Below are 16,431 nucleotides of genomic sequence, written 5' to 3'. Positions count from 1 at the left end.
GATTACTTCATCAAAACAGTGTCAGCGGCAGGAAACTCAACTTTACCTTGAATCATCCATTGCTTGTCGTGTGGTTGTAGCTCAATGAACCAAGGACCAAGGATATCTTCGTCTGGTGTTAATCGGTAATTGCCAGAAGCGTCCGCAGTAATTAACTTCGAAAAGTCGCGATCAGGAAGTGTGCGATGAGTAAAGGTGGCGGTTAAAGCTGGGTAGTGCGCCAACTCGCCTTTATCAAAGTGAATAACAACCGTGTTGCTATTAGACGAAATATGCGCGTTAAGATTCAGGTCACGAGCGACATTCATTTTACTGATGTCGATGTTAATCCCTTTACCTTTTTTATAGTAATCCTCGGCAACTAAAGAAACAGAGTTATTTGAGAAGATAACCACTGTCACGATTGTCCAGCCAATAACAATAAGAGGAAGGATAATCAGGAACCACGGCCAAAATTGTTTATACCAAGGCTTTACCATAAAAAAGTTCTCAACAGCTAAATGAAAAAATAGGAGGCTTTAAATTTAAAGGAAAGACAGCCCCTATGAAAGGGGCTGTTATTGTAATGTTACTGAATATCTTGGTTATTTACTCTCGGAGTTGCTTAAGCTCCAGACATATGATGCAACCAACTGGATCTTGTCTTCACCTAGAATATCTTTCCAGGCAGGCATGACACCAGAACGGCCATTCATAACAGTTTCAGTAACTGCTGCACGTGAATCACCAAACAACCAGTCTTGGTCAGTCAGGTCAGGCGCACCCACTGCTGGGTTACCTTTACCATCTGTACCGTGACACGCCGCACATACAACAAAGCGTGCTTTACCTGCTGCTGCTTCACGAGCATTCACTTTACGACCAGAAAGGCTAAGCGCGTAGCTAACCACTTCTTGAACGCCTTCTTCACCAAGCGCATCTTTCCATGCTGGCATTTGGCCAACACGACCATGCATGATGGTAGTTACGATTGCTTGCGGTTCACCGCCATACAGCCATGCGTTATCAGTCAGGTTAGGGAAACCTTGCTGACCACGTGCATCTGAGCCATGACATTGTGAACAGTTTTGTAAGAACAAACGTTGACCAACTTTAAGCGCTTCAGGATCGTTAGCAATTTCCGGAACAGGGCGTAAGCCGTTTTCGTTGTGTGCTAGCTTACGGAAAGCTTCACCAAAGTAAGCATCCGCGTCATCAAGCTCTTTAGCGTATTGGTTAAGTTGTTTGTTCTCTTGTGCCGCAGCGATGGCTTGTTTTGATTCCTCAAGTGAACGTACTTCTTGAGCCGAGCTCTCCCAGTTCAAAAAGCCTTTAAAGCTTCCTAAACCCGGGAACAGAGCAAGGTACACCGCAGAAAACACGAAAGTACTCACAAAAAGGTAAGTCCACCACTTAGGTAGCGGGTTGTTTAGCTCGCGAATACCATCGTACTCGTGGCCCATGTCAGCCCCTTCCTCGACGCCCATTTTATCTTTGGCGCACCAAGTCAGGAGGATTGCACAGCCTACTAGCGTACCGATAGTAATCACGATAATCCAGAGACTCCAGAATGTAGTCATTACTTCTTCACTCCTTGGTTATGTGGGGTCGCTTGTTCTTCGTCAGCAAAGACCAGGTAAGCATCTTCTTCGAAACGCGATTTACGTTTCTTACTAAATGCCCACCATACAATGCCGATAAAACTGGCGAAGAGCACAACGGTATAAACACTATGAATCGTACCGAAATCCATACGTCCCCCTTACTTCATTGCATGACCAAGAGACTGAAGGTAAGCGATGATTGCATCCATCTCTGTTTTACCTTCTACTTCTTTAGCCGCATTCGCGATCTGTTCATCTGTATATGGAACACCGAACTGATCACGGAACAACTCAAGTTTCTTCTGTGTCAAACTGCCGTCTAAGACGTTTTCAGCTAACCATGGGAAACCAGGCATGTTTGATTCTGGAACAAGTTCACGTGGATCAATTAGGTGAACACGGTGCCACTCGTCAGAATAACGACCACCTACACGAGCCAGATCTGGACCAGTACGCTTAGAGCCCCAAAGGAAAGGGTGTTCCCAAACGCTTTCACCCGCAACAGAGTAGTGACCGTAACGCTCAGTTTCTGAACGGAAAGGACGTACCATCTGGCTGTGACAAACGCTACAACCTTCACGGATGTATAGATCACGGCCTTCCATTTCAAGAGGCGTATAAGCGCGTAGGTTTTCTACAGGCTCAGTAGTTTGTTTTTGGAAAATCAGAGGCGTGATTTCAACAAGCGCGCCCCAACTGATAGCAAAAACAATAAAAATAGCCAACAAACCGACATTACGTTCTAGGAATTCATGGCGATTATTAGAATTATTACTCATTCTTTAAATCTCCTTATGCCGGATGTGGGATAGCCTTAAGGCTCTCTTTAGGTGCAGTCACTGTTTTGTACGTGTTGTATGCCATTAGAATCATACCTGATAGGAAGATTAAACCACCTAGGAAACGTACAAAATAGAATGGGTATGACGCTTGTACCGACTCAACAAAGCTGTAAGTCAGAGTACCGTCAGAGTTAACTGCGCGCCACATTAGGCCTTGCATAACACCAGAGATCCACATCGCTACGATGTATAGAACCGTACCGATTGTTGCTAACCAGAAATGCACGTTAACCAAACCAACAGAGTACATACGCTCTTGGCCGAACAAGCGAGGTACCAAGTGGTAAACCGAACCGATAGACACCATAGCAACCCAGCCCAAAGCACCAGAGTGAACGTGACCAATGGTCCAGTCGGTGTAGTGAGAAAGTGCGTTTACTGTCTTGATTGCCATCATCGGGCCTTCGAAGGTAGACATACCGTAGAAAGACAACGACACAATTAGGAAACGTAGGATAGGGTCATAACGAAGTTTATGCCAAGCACCAGACAGCGTCATGATACCGTTGATCATACCACCCCAAGATGGAGCAAATAGAACCAATGACATCACCATACCCAAAGACTGAGTCCAGTCAGGTAGCGCAGTATAGTGAAGGTGGTGAGGACCAGCCCAAATGTATAGAGAGATCAATGCCCAGAAGTGAACGATAGATAAACGGTAAGAATAAACAGGACGTTCAGCTTGTTTAGGGACGAAGTAGTACATCATACCTAGGAAACCAGCGGTCAGTAGGAAACCTACCGCATTGTGTCCATACCACCATTGAACCATCGCATCCACTGCTCCAGAATAAATCGAGTACGATTTAGTCAAGGAAACAGGAACTGCCATGCTGTTCACGATGTGAAGTACTGCTACGGTGATGATAAACGCGCCGAAGAACCAGTTCGCCACATAAATGTGGGAGGTCTTACGTTTTACCAATGTTCCGAAGAACACCACTGCGTACGAAACCCATACAATCGCGATTGCGATATCAATAGGCCATTCTAGCTCAGCGTACTCTTTAGAGGTGGTCATCCCCTGTGGTAGAGTAATTGCTGCGGCTAAGATGATTAATTGCCAACCCCAAAAGGTGAAGGCAACGAGTGGGCCACCAAAAAGACGTGTTTGACAAGTACGCTGAACAACATAATAAGATGTTGCGAACAGAGCACTGGTACCAAACGCAAAAATTACCGCATTAGTATGCAGCGGACGTAAACGACTGTACGTCAACCACGGCGTATCAAAGTTTAGCTGTGGCCAAACTAATTGAGCGGCAATCAAAACACCAACAGCCATACCAACTATGCCCCATAAAATGGTCACAAGGGTAAATTGGCGAACGACTGTATAGTTGTAGTTTTGTTCAAGCTGCTTTACTTGGCTCATTATGCATGCTTCCAATTTCTAATTAACTACACTTTTACTTCCAACACGACTTGCGTCGTAACACCACCCAAGTAAACTCTAGAATTCAAGTGTTATCATCACTTTATTTCCATTGCTGACTTTAATAAAAAGTGGCATTTTCAGCTCGACACTATACTTGAATTAACAATTCAATGACAGGGTAGTAACCTTAATGAAGCTCGGGAACACATTTTTTATTTAAAAAGTTTGAAGTTTGTAACAAGGATATTGGTATTTATGCCGGCACAAAAGTTAACAAAGGCGAGACTCGCACAAATCTTAATCATGCTCAGTGTTTTAGTTGGCGCATTTTTATGGCGAACCTTTACCCACGAGACGCCCAAAAGCATCGACTGCTCACAAAAAGAGCGATGTGAATTAACAATATCGGGGGAAAGAATCACAATTAATCGTGACTCAAAGGGAATTTCAATCGAAACGCTAGAAAGTAGCACTCTGAAAATTGATCTAGATCAATCAGGTGAATTTATTAATGTAAAGGACATTAATCAAAATATTGAATGGAAGTCTATTTCACCAAGCAAAGTTATTAAGCTCAGCGTAAATCAAAATATTGTCTTAGTGCATTTATAAATTGGAGATCAGCCGCGATAATTGGAATTTGTTTAAGAAAATTAAACCTTCTTACTTAGTGAAAATCGGTAGGAGTGGTATAACAACAGAGTCATGAACAATATTAAAAGCGTATGCAGTGCCAATCAGTTTTTACTCATATCACAGATGAACATTCAGCCGTTAAAAAGCTGCGTTCTGAGTTGACTCAAAAGAACCCAGCATACGTCATCTGTTATTACACAGAAGAGTATGACTCTGAGCTAATACGTACAGCTCTACTCAAGAATTTTCCTGATACGCCTTTCCATGGAGCCAGTTCTTGCCAAGCGGTAATGACAGACCAAGGTTTTCATTCCGGGCCAGTTATCGCCGCATTGGCTATTTACGATCACGGCCCACATGCATACGGTACTGGCATTTCTCACTGCACTCAAAACGAAGGCGTCATGCACGCGTTGGATATGGCACTTGAAGATGCCGATCGAGTAGGGGAAATACCTGACTTAATCCTTCTCCACGCGACGCCTGGCAGAGAAGAATCAATCATCGAATCTATCGATCAAAGGTTTGGCACATTAGTACCGATTATTGGTGGTTCGGCAGCCGATAATAATATTAAAGGAAACTGGTCCATTATTACTGCGCAAGGCCAACAACAATCAGGCGTGAGTCTCACTCTATTCTATTCCTCACAACATGTAGATATCGCTTTTAGTGCTGGACACACCTCGACCAACATCAAAGGTATTGCCACCAAAACCGCAGGACGCTGTCTGTTAGAAATTGACGGTGAGCCTGCGCTAGAGCGCTATAGACAATGGACCAATCACCAGCAAAATCAAACAGGTAAGGACAACCTGCTATTCACTAACTCCAGCGCATACCCAATCGGAAGAGTCGCAGGTCATTTGTACGATCGGCCTTACTACAAACTATCTCACCCAATAAGAGAAACCGCCGATGGAGGCATCGAACTCTTTACCGATATTGACGAAGGAGAAGAGATCACTTTAATGAAAGGGAGTCGGGAACACTTGCTTGCCAGAGCGGCAAAAGTTGTGAATATCGCCTTCAACCAAAAACTAGAAGAATCTCGTAAAATTGGCGTCATCAACATCTTTTGCGCAGGGCCCATGTTGCACTTGAAGCAAGACATGAACAGCGTTTGTGAACAAATCAACCAAGAACTGGAACACCTGCCATTTATATGCCCATTTACCTTTGGCGAACAAGGAAGATTTATTGGTGGCGAAAATGGACATGGGAACCTAATGATCTCATCAGCGATATTCCATAAGCCTTATGAAAGATAAATATTTAGAGACCTACCAGCAAGAAGCTTTGCAGGAAGCATTGGTTGAGTTACAACAAGCCAAGCATAGAGAAAAATTGCTCGCTGACGAGAACAAAGCCATTCTTTCGGCTATATCAGCCATGAGCGAAGCCAAAACCCGCAATGAAATCTTCTCTGGCTTAAATACGGTCTTAAAAAAATACATTAACTTTGAAGACTTTATCGTTATTACTCGTGACGATAACAGGCAATCATTCAAAACGTTAATATCAACGAACAGCGTATTCGATACGGTTAATTGGTTACACGGTAACACCATGGAGCGGGCGCTAAATGGTGAATGTATATTACTGTTCGAACCATTAAGGTTGGGCGAGTTCTCTAACTTAAATATATTCGTCAAGAACCACGTGAACTCTGTCATTCTGACTGGCATTCGCTCTGAAGTAACTCAAAATATAATCCTATTAATTGGAGCACAAAAAGGGCACTTCAGTATTGAAAACAAAGAAACACTTCGACGCTTTCGCCCTCTAATAGAGCGAGCGGTAATAGACATCGAGACCAAAGAGAAGTTACAACGTATCGTTGATGTACGTACAACAGAGCTAGCTAAAGCACGCGAAGAAGCTGAACTCGCAAACCAATCTAAGTCCGAGTTTCTGGCCATGATGAGCCATGAAATCCGAACGCCGCTTAATTCCGTTCTGGGTATGCTCGATATATTAAGGCAATCAACATTATCCAACGAGCAGTTCGAAGCGCTGTGTCAAATGGAGAGCTCTGCGGAACTGCTTCTCGCAATCATAAGTGACATCCTGGATCTCTCTAAAATCGAGTCGGGTAGCTTTCAGTTACATGAACAGTGGACCAATTTAAGTGACGCTGTGACTTTTGTCATTTCCCAGCAAAAACAAATAGCTATTAGCAAAAACCTCAACTTCAATCTTGATTGCCGCATACCGCAAGACAAACAGTATTGGATTGATTCGACCAGGTTATCTCAGGTTTTATTTAATCTTATCGGTAACGCGATTAAATTCACCGACAGCGGTACAGTGAGCGTTTCGGTTTTGGAACAGAAAGACGAGCTAATAATTTCCGTCTCTGACACGGGCATTGGTATATCAAAAGCCAAACAAGCTCGTTTATTCACGGCTTTTCATCAAGGCGACAGATCGATAACCAGACGTTTCGGAGGAACAGGATTAGGCCTGGCTATCACCAAACATTTAGTAGAGATGATGCGCGGAACCATCATAGTTGATAGTAAAGAACACGTGGGCTCGTCATTCACAATAAAGATTCCGGTATTGACTAGGCTTCATCAAAATCGTCCTGTAAAAATTGAAGCAAACAGCCCAGTCAAAGCATTAAATTTACTTGTGGTTGAAGATACGCATTCAAACCAGCTCGTGATTAAATTAATTCTCAACAAGTTAGGACATAACGTTCACATCTCAAGCCATGGTGAAGAAGCACTAGCATTTCTGGAAGATAACAGCGACTCAATCGACATTATACTTATGGATGTATCGATGCCAGTCATGGACGGCATTACCGCAACGCGCTTGATCCGAGAGAAAGGCATCACGATTCCAATCATCGCATTAACAGCACACGCTTTAGAAAGTGACCGTGACAAATGCTTAGAAGCCGGTATGGACAGCTTCATTTCCAAACCAGTCCGTAGACAAGACATCTATGAAGCCATTCAAGTGTTTGTAGAAAATGATTAGCCTTAATATAGATCTTAACAATCGATAGATTATTAAGATCTATATTAAGTATTTTATGGTAAATAGCCATTATGTTTAATGAAAGCCTCAAAACCCTGGATGAAATTGAAATAAGAGAGGGATAGGAGGTTAAATCAGTCTAGATTTGGCGTAGCGTTATGCACCATTTAACATAATATACATAATGCGCACTAAAGGGTTAAAAGATTAACATTGCTCGTGTCAGCTCAATTACACCGTATTTTGCTTTTTCTTCTTTAACAGGTTTTATCCATTGTCTTGTCCGGCAGTACTTCAACGTCACCACAACGGCCAATTTTTGAAAACCGATCATTAACTTTAAATCTAATCCGTCGATTAAGTTCCAACGATGACTCTTTCGTTTTGTTCAACACCATGCGCGTTGGCTCGGCATCTTGCTTATTCATCTTGTTCATTCAAGTAACCGAACAGCTGGATTGATTTTCTATTACTTGCCTCCAGTATTCTGAGCTAACGAGATCCTTGAACCAAAGTTCGATTGGTTTCTCAGTTCAAGTTGGCGTTCTTAAAGTTCTGATACTAATTCGCCTGAATATTCCAATTAAGCCATCTTTGAGATTGAACTTCTTACGCTCTGATTTTATAGCGTTCTCATTGTGTAGATACGCTCTCAACATTTCTGACTTGCCGAATTGCTGGCGTTCAGTGAAATGTTGTCTGCTTATTCTCATGAACTCAAAGCGCTTTAACTTTAATCCGGCGTTATTGACGGCGTCACTTGCACCAAGTTCCTGCTGCGTATAGCTCTTGGTGTTTTTCAAGTGTCGCCTTCATTTCTATTGGGAGCTTACTATCAGGATGTGCGTGCGCGATTTGTTTGTAGACAGTTCCCGTTTCTAACTAGTGTGTCATGTGGCAGTCGTTGCAGCACCAATAACAACCATTTGACTGGTCATATTTTTTCTTCGCTTCAATGACTGCTTCAGCGCAATTATCAAATAAGCCTAAATAAGTCTTGGATTGGATTCTATCAAAATGAGGACAACCCGAGTTATGGACTTCATGGTCACCACTATTATGGACCTCGTGGTCGCTATTATCTTGAGCTATATCGTTTACGTAATATGCTAGTTTCATTGTCTAGCCCATCTTGTTAAATGTGATATTAAAGATAAATATAGCTGAAAAAACCAGACTGAGAATACACGTCATATTCAGATACCACATCTACCTGAGTCTTGTGGATATCTCATTGACTTTAAGTTACGCGGTCACTAAAACTTAGGTTTACTAGGATGTTTATTGACGACTTGTGGAGTTAATCGCATGACTTCCCTACTCTTTTTTGTGCTTCAGAGCCCAAGTGGCGTTGGGTTGTTTACCCGATGGCCGTCGTTAGTCTAGGTTTAAAATCGGAGAGAAACGAGCCATTGTTACCACACCGTCGTGAGTTCAGCCCGAAGGAATTGGAAAGCTTTGCGTGACGAACATCTTTAGTTTGGCGAAATGTATGGTCACATCAGCCAACCTAAGGTCTATCCTAAAAAAGAAAACGTCTTACCGTTTCGTGGCGGTCGTCGAATGAAAGCCGCCAAATGGGTGCCGACTAAACTGAAATAAGTTTAATCATCGCTTTTTGATAGTTCGAGTTTAGCTGCTGCATGCAGTTTATTCATAGCCCCCCTTGCTTGGTTAAGTAGCCCACTAAATTCATCTTGGTTGCGTAAAGAGGCAAACTTTAGTACTGCATGTAAAGTTTCGTCAGCTATCACTTTTAAGTTTTCTTCTGAAATCAATGTGACATTAATATGGGAACGGGTTAGTTCCCTGCAAACAAGCGTGTCCGGTGTTGTCGTATTATATATATGCTGCTGTATTAACGACTCAGATTGCGCGAGGAACTCAATATAAACTTGTTTTTTTTCTTGTTGTTGTTGGTAGAAGCGTTCCTTTTTCAATTTTGAGTTTTCATGTTTTTGATTGCTTTTTAGCCCGATATAACCAAAGATTGCACCAATAAATGCACCCAAACCTATTTTGACTACAGTATCAGCGAGAGCGTACGCATCCACACTAATAGAACTTTCTACTACTCCAGACATAATGTCTCCATGAATTTTAATAAATGAAAAGTATCAATTACTGCAGATTCCATACGGACGTTTGTCGACGATCACAACCCAATTTCAAGTAATCTGATTTGGCACCAAGCGCAGCGGCGATGAGTTTGGTGTTAAGCTTTTTGAGCTCAGTATGTAAATTATCTGAAAAACAATAACCTACCGGAGACTTACAGTATAAAGCCTCATGAGAATAATCATTCCTAACCCTTGCCAACGTCCCTGATTTTATCCACTCTGGAACTGTAGTATCGTATTTATCAACTAAAAACTTCGGCCTTTCAGAATGCTTGGTATATTTATCTGAACTCTCACAAAGTTTGTAAAGACCATCTAATACCTTATATTGCGCATCAAATATATCCCACTCGAAAATGTAGTATTGACTACATAAAAACCAGTGCATTACTGTAAACATTTGCTTGCGTATGCATGGATTTTTATCATAAAACATACTTAACAATTCCAAGCAACGGACATAATCAGCACCGGCTAGGTAAACTCCCGTCTGTATTGCTTCTTCGTAAGGCATGCGTGTAAGTTGATATTGGCCTTCTGGAGTTAGGTACTGACCATTAAAAAACCCCAAACCTAAGATAATAAATCTAGCTTTCTCGTCTGTCTGGTTGCTTTGGGTAAATTCTAACCTATGCGTTGCGATGGTTTTTATATAGCGTTGTGGTAACGCAACAGAACTAGCATCCCTCTCAAAGTGAAACTTTTGTTGGCTTTCTAGTGCTGGATATATATAGCCATGGCTAGTTGGAGCATCTGTTTGTAGCCACTTTAGAGTTTCATGGATAGACTCGAGTGGAGTTATTTTAATTTCATTTGTTTTATAGCTATTTTTGTTATTAAAAAATCCAAAATTCATTGCATCAACTCTCCCAACCTGTTTAGTCCTTTATAACATTTATACACTTCGGGCGTGCGAAATAGTAATGAACGAACTTGGAATGTTAATACTTGAACTAAATAAAAAGCCGAACCCCATCGCTAAGGTTCGGCTTTGTTTTTGGCTTCGTGCCTGAAAGAGAAAACACTATATGGATGTTGAAGCCAGTCGAGGTCAATCGACATGCCCACGGTATCGGCTCCCTACTCGCTTTTTGTTTACAATGCTCCATACGCCCTACTTTTATCTTGTACGCCACCAGCTATAACAAGCACTTTTCGTGGCCTATCCAAAATGCCGTGCGTAGTGAATCTATAAAGCTGGCTTGTTAGCCCATCACACATTGGCTGATGTGTTTATTAAAAGTGACCAGATCAAAAGATCCTTTAATCTCAAACAGCACTTTACCAACCTCGCTGAGGTAAAGCTCGATCTCACAATCCAGATCCAATGTGCCGGACGTTTCAACAGAGAACGCGTTTACCTTGCTATACGGCAACGATGTATAGTCCACTTTTGAGCCAGTAATCCCCTGAACGTTCGCAGCAATAACTCGTTTGTTGGTGAAAACCACTTGATCGCGGATGCTTTTGAAAGCGGCAATGATTTCTTCGCCATCAATCAGAAACTTGTAGAAATCTTCTCTCACCTTCGATTCTTCAATCGGTTTTAGCTTAAACACCGATGAGTTTTCAAAATCGATCATGACTATCTCCTATTCAGGTATGCGTTTTTGAGCCAGTTGCCCTCGTGTATCCATCTCACCAACGTCTTTCCAGCCATGTTTACGATAGAACGCAACACCTTGGCTATTGGCTGGTAAATACCTTAACTGGACATACTGGCATTTGGCAGATTTTAATTGTGAAAATATGAAGTCTTGCAACTCGCTACCCAAACCTTGGCCACGAAACTCCGGTTTTAAGTAAAAAAGGTTTATATAGCCATATTTTACGCCTTCATCGTCAATCAAGTCTTTCCTAAACTCGATTTGACCAATGGTTTCATCGTTCTTGATTGCATGATAAAAACCAGCGTCCGGCAAAGACGCTAATCTCTCAAACCACGCTGTCGTCTCTTCAGTATTAAAGCCATCAAGACTGCCATAACTGACGGCATAAGCATCTCTACGAAAGGCTATACATAAATCTAATTGCTGTTCGATGTTTACGGGAACAAATTCCATTTCTCGCTCCGTGATTGGTCAGGTTCTTAAGGTAGATAGTGAATGGCTAATGGTAATACTCTATGGGCAAGCCCAAGCTTGAGATGAGCGCATGGCAGTCGAAAGACACTAAAATTGTTTTTCCATGCGTAACAGCTTCCACGACTCGCCGTTAAAGTATCTGGTACCGGATTCAACCGTTAACGTCTTAAAACCCAGAGATTCATAACATTTCCTGGCCGCCGTATTATGTTCAAAGACCGCTAAACTCAGTATTTCGGCAGACAAATCATTTCTTGCCTTATCAATCACTAGCGTCATCATCTTCTTTGCGAGCCCTTGCCCACGAAACTCTTCGCTTATAAAAACGCGACAGATCCGATAATGATCTTCTGTTACTTTGTACAGTTCGATAAATCCGACATGGCCATTGTTCATGGTGACAAGATAAGGGTGCACTTCAGCTTGAGCACAGTGTCGTTTGATTTGTGTTTGAGTCAATGGAAAAGTGTATGCTGGTCCGCCCCATAAGTAATTCAACTCATCGGTCTTAATCCATTCCACCAGCTGTTTAAAATGGGATTGTTTAAACTCGGTTAACTTCATACTTCCCCAGAAAATCCAAAGCGTTATCGTTAATCAACAGGTAGAATAATACAGCTTGCTAGCATTCGTCACAAACTTCGCGTTTATAAACCGTTTGAGACTCATCAAGACAGTCACGCATTTCATTTGGTGCTTTTTGATAATCAGCTCCAAAACTAAAAGCCGAACCCCATCGCTAAGGTTCGGCTTTAGTGTTGGCTTCATATTTGAGTAGTCAATACGACTCAAATGTGTAAGCCAGTCGAGACCAATCGACTTGTCTATGTTATGAGCAGCTGGCACCTTGTGTAAACCGTCATTTTTAGGGTTACGAAGTATGTCGCAAGGTTTCTTATACGCTTTCATTATTGCTGTTAAGCTTTAGAGCCAGCACATAATGATTCCGTTTTGTTTTTTACTGAACACGACAAATTAGCTAGGCTGAGCTAGACCCATTAAGGAATTACACTTTATGTCCGTCTCTCTTTCGATGACTTTAGCAACATCTATTGGGTTATATTTGCCAATAGCATCAAACCTGATCAACTTGTGATGCCCTTCTAAAGCTGAATTCACATAGTGGTCGCGTTCTTGACGCCTTTTCTGTCTGTGGGATGAATCATCCAATTCTATAACCGCGAGAACCTTGGTATTTCTGTCTGTAATGACGTAATCCATACGCTTAGCCCAGGTTCGAGAATTATCCTTAAAGTTAATCGGCTGTACTAGCGCCATCAATGAAACCTGACAATGTATGACGTAGTCCGAAGGTAATATTTCTTGTAGAACATTATAGAAGTTTCGCTCGGTCTTAGAGCTTAGGTAGGCATGCTTTTTGTGTGGAACACTCATGCATTTGGTTTGAGGTGCATCCATAGCACTACTGCTAGCTGAACCAATAAAAGGCTTAACCTGCTCTTTGCGTTGTTTCTTGCTTGCTTTCTTGGACGAGAAAACAATCAACACTAGGAATAAAATAATTACTATAACGATTTCAAACACTCTATAAATCCTTTTACTAAAACGAAATTAAAAAAATCATTGCTCGATAAGAACTTGAATGCCATTAAGGGCGGCTCAGAAAGAGTGAGAGTGTCACTAACATTTCATTCAAATCACTGGCTAGTTCGTCGTAATGTGGAGTCGGATATACTTCTCAGGAACCTTGTATCTAAAGCGCTGACCGATTTTTAAATTGGATTTCACGTATCGACACACAACCCGGTCACCTGTCCCTGATACTCGCTTAATGGATGCTTTACTTCCCTTGTGTTCCATTTCTATCATGACATCGCAATAGCCCTGATAATCATCGAACTGTTTAGTGACTTTTCGCTGAAGTTTATTTTTAATCTTTTTCGCTACCGGATTGGTTTGTGAATCATCCGCAAACGTCGGAGAGCTAAAAAGTACAAAGGCTAATAACGTGACAACGTAGCGCATAAAGAACCCCATATAAACAATTGATAGATTTGGGGTTATGTTAGTTTTCTACGTTTTAAATACAAAAATGGGACGCTATTTTGCGCCCCATTTAACGTGAAGAAGTAATTGATATGTAGACTAAGCGCGCTTTTTGCCTTTGGCTGTTTTAAAGCCTTGATGAGGGAAAACATTTCGAATTCGTTGTTGGGTTTTCTTCGGTACCGCTTTAGAAAAGACCAATCGCATACCGGTACGCTGATTATAAACTTTCATCTCTCCAGTGAACGGGCTATGTTCGCTAATGTCTTCTAAGTTGTGTTTAAAAGACGGCGGCATGTGGCCTTTTACTTTCGTGATATGGCCATCGTCAAACGACACCTTAAGCACTGGTCGGTCAACAGCAATCAGCCAAAAGATAACAACAGCAGCAATCAATATTACGTATAACATTTAATACTCCTTAACTGGATAGCAGCTTACTTAAGTCTTCTTTAATTGACGTTACCTTCTGGCTTGCTTTTTCACTTCTTGACGCTTCGGAAAGCAGATACTCAATCGCGTCAGAAAGTGTACAGCCTAGTTCGTTCGCTCGGCTGGACAGCTTTTCCCAAACCCGGTAATCCAAATCGATGGACTTCTTCTTAGTATGAACTTGTTCAGCATTGAAATGGCGTTTGCGTTTTGCACGAATTGCTTGCTTTAGCTTATTCTCAAGCTCTTCTGACATGTGGTTATCTATCCATGCCAGTACTTGTGTAGGTTCGTGCTCAAGACGTCGTAGCTCAGCGACTGCGGCATCTGCTTCACTGGAGTCAATGTGACGCGTTATCGCCTCTCCATCTTTCCATTTCTTGATCAGATAGTTCCACTTCCACCCACATTCCAAATTTTCAAGTTGCTGATATTTCATCCTTTCCGACCCATATTTCTCACCTAGTGACAGCGTAACCCAGTTATTTAAGATCAGCAAACAAATCTCTAAGAAGTATCGATGCTGATCACTCATTTGTCTAAGTCTTAAGCAAGCTAATAGGTACTGTATTGTTATTGTAGAAATTGGGACTAGGGAGTTATTGGCGGTTTCGCTATAATGGCGCCAAATTAAATGATGATGAATTTTAATGAACCAACTTAACTGGCAAGACGTTACGCCTTCGTTCGATGAATACGAAGCATTATTGAAGTCCGCTTCGACATTACCAAAGAAGACATTTGTTGATCTACAACCTCGAATGTCCGCCACAATCTCTCGCTTCACAAAACTTGGTGGCCTTACCCGTATCCTACTGATTAATTGCGTTGATAATTCAATATACCGTGGATTTATCAGTAAGGCGGTCGAACAAAGTGCATCTTCGCCAGTGGTGACAACCGAATCGCTCGACGCGAAACATTTGTTTGATCGTTACAGTATCGCTGAGAATGGCGAAGTGACGTTAGAACAGGGACTCATTGCTCAAGCGGATGGCGGTTACCTCATGGTTCCTGCCAATTTGATTCTGGCAAACCCTGGCTACTGGCCAAGTATTAAAGCGGCCATTCAAAAGCAACCATTTGCTGCAATGAACATGAGCCCTACGCGCGTTGCAGTGCCTGCCGTTACTTCAAACACATACGACGTAAAGCTCATTGTAACGGGTGACAGAAGCCAGTTAGCAGAACTTGAATATGTCGATGAGGATTTCTCATCAGGCCTTTGTATGTATACCGAGGTTGAAGAAGACATCCACTTATCTCAGGACAATTTATCTTCCTATCTGGGTTTTGTGAATTGGGTGTGTGCGGAGTACAACCTGCCAAGTTTGGATAAAGACGCTTATCGAAGACTTATGCTCGCTGGTATGCGTGAAATGGAAGACCAGCATTATCTTCCCCTCGGAGTAATGTGGCATTGTCAGCTTTTAACCCTTGCCAGCCAACACTGTGATTCAGAAGTGATTGACTTCAAGGCGATAGACAATGCGATTGACGATAAATACTACCGTGAATCTTACCTACCGCAACGTGCCGTATACGACATACTTGATGGTCAGGTGATCATTGAAACAACCGGTGAGCAAGTTGGTCAGATTAATGGCTTAACGGTTATTGATATGGCGGGTCACCCGGTGTCTTATGGCGAGCCTGCGCGTATTTCCTGTGTGATTCACTTTGGTGACGGTGATGTCTCGGACGTTGAGCGCAAAGCTGAACTCGGCGGCAACTTACACGCCAAAGGTATGATGATCATGCAGGCGTTTTTGAGTTCTGCGCTAAACTTTGATGAACCATTACCCTACGCCGCTTCTATTGTGTTTGAACAGTCTTATAGTGAAGTTGATGGTGATAGCGCCTCGCTTGCTGAACTATGCTGTTTAGTAAGTGCACTGTCTGAATGTGCGGTGGACCAACAGATCGCCGTCACGGGTGCTGTGGACCAATTTGGTCGGGTGCAAGCCGTTGGTGGTCTGAATGAAAAAATCGAAGGCTTCTATCAGGTTTGTAAGCATCAAGGCTTTACCGGGCGTCAGGGTGTGATTCTACCTGAGACGAATCTTAAACACTTAGCCTTACATAAAAGCGTCATAGAAAGCATTCAGAATGGAGAGTTCAACATTTGGTCAGTATCGACTGTCGATGAAGCCATTCCTATCTTGATGGGTAAACCATTCCGTGGCGAAGACGACAGCATTATTGGAAAAATTGCTGAACGTATTGAAAACTTTGAAAGACATGAACACACGGAAGGATTTGTGCAGCGTATCAAAAACTGGTTTGTTTAGTACTGATCGGAGTTGTTTAGCGTACACGTGTTCACTAAGATGCATCTGTCAAAAATTGGAGTGA

19 protein-coding genes and 1 pseudogene are annotated in these 16,431 nt (G+C 42.3%); 5 read left to right on the top strand and 15 right to left on the bottom strand.

Translation table 11 applies throughout. The features are described from left to right. Window positions 1–2 precede the first annotated feature (2 nt). From V1U08_RS07490 to ccoN, 5 genes are all read right to left on the bottom strand, one after another. A complete protein-coding gene (locus tag V1U08_RS07490; protein ID WP_014231838.1) occupies window positions 3–479 on the bottom strand; it encodes a FixH family protein in 477 nt (158 codons plus the stop codon). 105 nt (window positions 480–584) lie between these two features. Further along, window positions 585–1,559, bottom strand: a complete 975-nt coding sequence (ccoP, locus tag V1U08_RS07485; RefSeq protein ID WP_014231839.1) for a cytochrome-c oxidase, cbb3-type subunit III — start codon at window positions 1,557–1,559, stop codon at window positions 585–587. After that, window positions 1,559–1,732 carry a cbb3-type cytochrome oxidase subunit 3 gene (locus V1U08_RS07480; RefSeq protein WP_014231840.1) on the bottom strand — a complete coding sequence of 58 codons (174 nt, stop codon included), beginning with the start codon at window positions 1,730–1,732 and terminating at the stop codon, window positions 1,559–1,561. Before V1U08_RS07480 ends, ccoP begins: the two co-directional genes overlap by 1 nt. A 9-nt stretch (window positions 1,733–1,741) precedes the next feature. Beyond that, window positions 1,742–2,362, bottom strand: a complete 621-nt coding sequence (ccoO, locus tag V1U08_RS07475; protein ID WP_020333286.1) for a cytochrome-c oxidase, cbb3-type subunit II — start codon at window positions 2,360–2,362, stop codon at window positions 1,742–1,744. Window positions 2,363–2,375: 13 nt separating this feature from the next. After that, window positions 2,376–3,803, bottom strand: coding sequence for a cytochrome-c oxidase, cbb3-type subunit I (ccoN, locus tag V1U08_RS07470; RefSeq protein WP_020333287.1), 1,428 nt, complete (start codon window positions 3,801–3,803; stop codon window positions 2,376–2,378). A gap of 258 nt (window positions 3,804–4,061) precedes the next feature. Here ccoN and V1U08_RS07465 point away from each other — a divergent pair, with 258 nt between their 5' ends. The 3 genes from V1U08_RS07465 to V1U08_RS07455 all read left to right on the top strand — a co-directional run bounded on the left by V1U08_RS07465 (window position 4,062) and on the right by V1U08_RS07455 (window position 7,433). Further along, entirely contained in the window at window positions 4,062–4,418 is a 357-nt protein-coding gene (locus tag V1U08_RS07465) for a hypothetical protein (RefSeq protein ID WP_014231843.1), read from the top strand. Between the two features lie 113 nt (window positions 4,419–4,531). Then, window positions 4,532–5,713: an FIST signal transduction protein gene (locus tag V1U08_RS07460; RefSeq protein WP_243974002.1), complete on the top strand. Its 1,182-nt coding sequence runs from the start codon at window positions 4,532–4,534 to the stop codon at window positions 5,711–5,713. Next, complete coding sequence (locus V1U08_RS07455) at window positions 5,703–7,433, top strand: ATP-binding protein (RefSeq protein WP_330470326.1); 1,731 nt, start codon at window positions 5,703–5,705, stop codon at window positions 7,431–7,433. The genes V1U08_RS07460 and V1U08_RS07455 overlap by 11 nt, the downstream gene beginning before the upstream one ends. Window positions 7,434–7,690: 257 nt before the next feature. On the opposite strand, the gene V1U08_RS07450 is transcribed toward V1U08_RS07455, so the two are convergent. Beyond that, window positions 7,691–7,870 carry a hypothetical protein gene (locus tag V1U08_RS07450; RefSeq protein WP_330470325.1) on the bottom strand — a complete coding sequence of 60 codons (180 nt, stop codon included), beginning with the start codon at window positions 7,868–7,870 and terminating at the stop codon, window positions 7,691–7,693. A gap of 944 nt (window positions 7,871–8,814) precedes the next feature. Between V1U08_RS07450 and V1U08_RS07445 the strand changes: the two are divergent. Then, window positions 8,815–9,035: pseudogene (locus tag V1U08_RS07445) on the top strand (DUF3653 domain-containing protein); the annotation flags it as partial. A gap of 2 nt (window positions 9,036–9,037) precedes the next feature. Here V1U08_RS07445 and V1U08_RS07440 read toward each other — a convergent pair. The 9 genes from V1U08_RS07440 to matP all read right to left on the bottom strand — a co-directional run bounded on the left by V1U08_RS07440 (window position 9,038) and on the right by matP (window position 14,515). After that, a complete protein-coding gene (locus tag V1U08_RS07440) occupies window positions 9,038–9,517 on the bottom strand; it encodes a hypothetical protein (protein ID WP_330470324.1) in 480 nt (159 codons plus the stop codon). A gap of 37 nt (window positions 9,518–9,554) precedes the next feature. After that, complete coding sequence (locus tag V1U08_RS07435; RefSeq protein ID WP_330470323.1) at window positions 9,555–10,409, bottom strand: hypothetical protein; 855 nt, start codon at window positions 10,407–10,409, stop codon at window positions 9,555–9,557. Between the two features lie 349 nt (window positions 10,410–10,758). Continuing rightward, window positions 10,759–11,136 (bottom strand): PH domain-containing protein, encoded by a 378-nt coding sequence (locus V1U08_RS07430; RefSeq protein WP_014231871.1) that lies wholly within the window; start codon window positions 11,134–11,136, stop codon window positions 10,759–10,761. 9 nt (window positions 11,137–11,145) lie between these two features. Continuing rightward, window positions 11,146–11,616, bottom strand: a complete 471-nt coding sequence (locus V1U08_RS07425; RefSeq protein ID WP_330470322.1) for a GNAT family N-acetyltransferase — start codon at window positions 11,614–11,616, stop codon at window positions 11,146–11,148. Between the two features lie 108 nt (window positions 11,617–11,724). Continuing rightward, on the bottom strand, window positions 11,725–12,201 hold the full coding sequence (locus tag V1U08_RS07420) for a GNAT family N-acetyltransferase (RefSeq protein WP_330470321.1): 477 nt from the start codon (window positions 12,199–12,201) through the stop codon (window positions 11,725–11,727). A gap of 411 nt (window positions 12,202–12,612) precedes the next feature. After that, window positions 12,613–13,182: a DUF2726 domain-containing protein gene (locus tag V1U08_RS07415; protein WP_330470320.1), complete on the bottom strand. Its 570-nt coding sequence runs from the start codon at window positions 13,180–13,182 to the stop codon at window positions 12,613–12,615. Window positions 13,183–13,302: 120 nt separating this feature from the next. Further along, window positions 13,303–13,623, bottom strand: a complete 321-nt coding sequence (locus tag V1U08_RS07410) for a hypothetical protein (RefSeq protein ID WP_020333300.1) — start codon at window positions 13,621–13,623, stop codon at window positions 13,303–13,305. Window positions 13,624–13,743: 120 nt separating this feature from the next. Next, window positions 13,744–14,055, bottom strand: a complete 312-nt coding sequence (locus V1U08_RS07405) for a DUF3634 family protein (RefSeq protein WP_065296848.1) — start codon at window positions 14,053–14,055, stop codon at window positions 13,744–13,746. Window positions 14,056–14,065: 10 nt separating this feature from the next. Next, window positions 14,066–14,515: a macrodomain Ter protein MatP gene (gene matP / locus V1U08_RS07400; RefSeq protein WP_014231878.1), complete on the bottom strand. Its 450-nt coding sequence runs from the start codon at window positions 14,513–14,515 to the stop codon at window positions 14,066–14,068. 211 nt (window positions 14,516–14,726) lie between these two features. On the opposite strand from matP, the gene V1U08_RS07395 reads away from it, so the two are divergent. Then, window positions 14,727–16,367 carry a Lon protease family protein gene (locus V1U08_RS07395; protein WP_330470319.1) on the top strand — a complete coding sequence of 547 codons (1,641 nt, stop codon included), beginning with the start codon at window positions 14,727–14,729 and terminating at the stop codon, window positions 16,365–16,367. The last annotated feature ends 64 nt before the right edge of the window (window positions 16,368–16,431 follow it).

This window comes from Vibrio sp. YYF0003 (assembly GCF_036350715.1).
GTDB classification, from domain to species: Bacteria; Pseudomonadota; Gammaproteobacteria; order Enterobacterales; family Vibrionaceae; genus Vibrio; species Vibrio natriegens.
Note: the sequence above shows the minus strand (reverse complement) of the source record. Positions and strands in the feature narration are given on the sequence as shown.

Bases quoted from the DNA above. Each gene is read 5' to 3' on its own strand.
- V1U08_RS07490 (WP_014231838.1), bottom strand. From the start codon at position 479: ATGGTAAAGCCTTGGTATAAACAATTTTGGCCGTGGTTCCTGATTATC.
- ccoP (WP_014231839.1), bottom strand. From the start codon at position 1,559: ATGACTACATTCTGGAGTCTCTGGATTATCGTGATTACTATCGGTACG.
- V1U08_RS07480 (WP_014231840.1), bottom strand. From the start codon at position 1,732: ATGGATTTCGGTACGATTCATAGTGTTTATACCGTTGTGCTCTTCGCC.
- ccoO (WP_020333286.1), bottom strand. From the start codon at position 2,362: ATGAGTAATAATTCTAATAATCGCCATGAATTCCTAGAACGTAATGTC.
- ccoN (WP_020333287.1), bottom strand. From the start codon at position 3,803: ATGAGCCAAGTAAAGCAGCTTGAACAAAACTACAACTATACAGTCGTT.
- V1U08_RS07465 (WP_014231843.1), top strand. From the start codon at position 4,062: ATGCCGGCACAAAAGTTAACAAAGGCGAGACTCGCACAAATCTTAATC.
- V1U08_RS07460 (WP_243974002.1), top strand. From the start codon at position 4,532: ATGCAGTGCCAATCAGTTTTTACTCATATCACAGATGAACATTCAGCC.
- V1U08_RS07455 (WP_330470326.1), top strand. From the start codon at position 5,703: ATGAAAGATAAATATTTAGAGACCTACCAGCAAGAAGCTTTGCAGGAA.
- V1U08_RS07450 (WP_330470325.1), bottom strand. From the start codon at position 7,870: ATGAACAAGATGAATAAGCAAGATGCCGAGCCAACGCGCATGGTGTTG.
- V1U08_RS07440 (WP_330470324.1), bottom strand. From the start codon at position 9,517: ATGTCTGGAGTAGTAGAAAGTTCTATTAGTGTGGATGCGTACGCTCTC.
- V1U08_RS07435 (WP_330470323.1), bottom strand. From the start codon at position 10,409: ATGAATTTTGGATTTTTTAATAACAAAAATAGCTATAAAACAAATGAA.
- V1U08_RS07430 (WP_014231871.1), bottom strand. From the start codon at position 11,136: ATGATCGATTTTGAAAACTCATCGGTGTTTAAGCTAAAACCGATTGAA.
- V1U08_RS07425 (WP_330470322.1), bottom strand. From the start codon at position 11,616: ATGGAATTTGTTCCCGTAAACATCGAACAGCAATTAGATTTATGTATA.
- V1U08_RS07420 (WP_330470321.1), bottom strand. From the start codon at position 12,201: ATGAAGTTAACCGAGTTTAAACAATCCCATTTTAAACAGCTGGTGGAA.
- V1U08_RS07410 (WP_020333300.1), bottom strand. From the start codon at position 13,623: ATGCGCTACGTTGTCACGTTATTAGCCTTTGTACTTTTTAGCTCTCCG.
- V1U08_RS07405 (WP_065296848.1), bottom strand. From the start codon at position 14,055: ATGTTATACGTAATATTGATTGCTGCTGTTGTTATCTTTTGGCTGATT.
- matP (WP_014231878.1), bottom strand. From the start codon at position 14,515: ATGAAATATCAGCAACTTGAAAATTTGGAATGTGGGTGGAAGTGGAAC.
- V1U08_RS07395 (WP_330470319.1), top strand. From the start codon at position 14,727: ATGAACCAACTTAACTGGCAAGACGTTACGCCTTCGTTCGATGAATAC.